Annotated in this window: 2 protein-coding genes; both read right to left on the bottom strand. The window is 66.0% G+C overall.

What is annotated here, in order from left to right; all coding sequences use genetic code 11:
- Window positions 1-1,614, bottom strand: a 1,614-nt coding sequence (locus tag FJY88_13855; GenBank protein MBM3288411.1) for a hypothetical protein, incomplete at its 3' end; no start/stop codon positions are given.
- Between the two features lie 142 nt (window positions 1,615-1,756).
- A partial coding sequence (locus tag FJY88_13850) for a 3-hydroxyacyl-ACP dehydratase (protein ID MBM3288410.1) occupies window positions 1,757-2,095 on the bottom strand: 339 nt, incomplete at its 5' end.

Here is a 2,095-nt window from a genome sequence, read left to right as displayed (position 1 = left end):
TCGGGTAGGATTCGGTCGGACGCGTAGGTCGACGCGCCTGCCCTCCGGCGGCGCGGAGACTCCGGCCGGATCGGCGAACCGGACCCGCAGGGCGATGGAGTAGGTCGATGGCACGAGCTCGCCGCTGCTCAGGCGTCTGGAGATGGACGGCGGTCCGCTCAACCCTACGTTGACCGAAGCGTAGTAGGCGGGATCGTTGGCTGACAGCCGAACCCAGTACTGCCCCGCGGGCAGGAACGCCGTCATTCTGCCGCCGACCCAGACGACCGTATTGGGACTGAAACGGAACCGGAAGTCCGCCGAGGCCAGCGGCCGGGTCTCGTCCGCGAATCCGCTTCCGTTGTCCGGGAAGAGGGTGGCGCGGAAACCGGCCGGGTGGTAGTTCACATTCCACCCATCCAGCATGATCTCGACGAGACTCAGTCCCGGAACCTCGGGGAGGGTGACGAACTCGAAGGATTGGAAGACTTCGAACCCTGTCGACGGATCGCCGCTCAACACGCGACCGGTCGGTCCGGGATCGCTTCCGTAGTCGATCCCGTAGGTCACGGCTTCGCAGGCGTTCGCCTCGCACTCGTCGGGGATCCCGTTTCCGTTGCAGTCCTCGCTCGTGCCGCTCTCGATGTCATCGAGATCGCGGATGGAGTTGCCGTTGCAGTCCTGTACGGGAGGCAGGGGATCCGCGTCGAATGAGATGGATGTCGGGGCGAGGGACGCAGGGCTCGTATAGATCACCTCGAGGCCCGATCCATCGAGGTTGCACCTGCGAACGACCTTCGCGATCTCGTCCGTGAAGTAGGCTTTTCCCCCGGCCAGATCGAGCCTGAGATCGTAGAGGCCGCTGCTGCCGAACGCCCCAGGCGAGAGATCGACCAGGACCTCGAAATCGGTGTCGTCGAGACGCGCGCATCCCAGGATGTCGGTGTTGGTGTTGCCGTCCACGAAGTAGATCCTGTCATTCGCGATATCCAGAGCCACCGCCGTCGTCGTGTTGAGTCCCCGAACGACGGTCTGGGCCGGTCCCGGGCCCTCCAGCTTGACCCGGCGGATCTCGTTGGCCGCGCAGAAGTAGAGATAGCCGTTCAGAGGATCGACGATCGGCTTGCCCACATAGGAGAGGTTGGGGTCGTACGGCGCGAGAGCGTACCAGGTCTCGAGCCCGGTGCCGTCCGCGTTGCTCCGGCGGATCAGGCCCATCGCGTTTCCCTGGGGAGGCGCCTCCGCCCAGTAGATCTTCCCGGCCAGAGGGTCGAGCGCGACGCCCCGAGGATACTTGAGGCCGGTCAAGAGGAGCTGTCCCGCGCTTCCATCCGGGTTGGCGCGACGGATCGTGCCCGGATGGCTTCCGTGAGTCCAGTAGATCTTGCCCGCTGTCGCGTCGTAGTCCAGCCCGACCAGCAACCATTCCGAGAGAGGCGGCGTGAAGATCTCCTGGACCGAGGAGCCGTCGAGGAGCATCGTCTTGAGCCGCGGATTGTTGTACTGATACTCGGCAAGGTAGAGGCGCGTCTGGCCGAGTACGGGCGTCGCCACGAGCCAGAGAGCGGCCAGCAGGATCGCGGGAATCTGGCGCGCGGCGGATCCGCTCGCTCGGGGCAGAGATCGCGGTGCCATAGCGGGACCTCCTGGTTGGTCTTCACAGCGAGCGCCTTACGAAGACGCGGTCTATTGTAGCACAAGCGGCCCCTCTTGGGCTGCTCCAACCCGCCTCTTCATCTCTGTGCGCGATGCGCGGATGCGCGAGCAGAGGACTCTCTCAAGCGCTCGCCTCCGCGGCCAGGATCGCGGCTCCGAGGGCTCCGATCCGCTGCGGCGCCTCGGGCACGACGAGGGCTTGACCGATATCCTGCTCGATGAGATGGCGCAGGCAGGGGTTCCGCGCGGCCCCGCCCGCGAAGACGATCGGTGGGGAGATGCCGACTCGCCTCATCTGCGAGACGATGCGGCGCGCCAAGGAATCGTGCACCGCCCGCGCGATGTCCTCGCGCCGCGATCCCTTCGTCATGAGTCCCACGACCTCCGACTCCGAGAAGACGGCGCACATGCTGCTGATCACCGTCCCCGGCGCCCCCTGTCTCGCGGCGGCCCCGAACTC

It is taken from the genome of Candidatus Eisenbacteria bacterium (assembly GCA_016867495.1).
GTDB lineage: Bacteria > Eisenbacteria > RBG-16-71-46 > CAIMUX01 > VGJL01 > VGJL01.
Note: the sequence above shows the minus strand (reverse complement) of the source record. Positions and strands in the feature narration are given on the sequence as shown.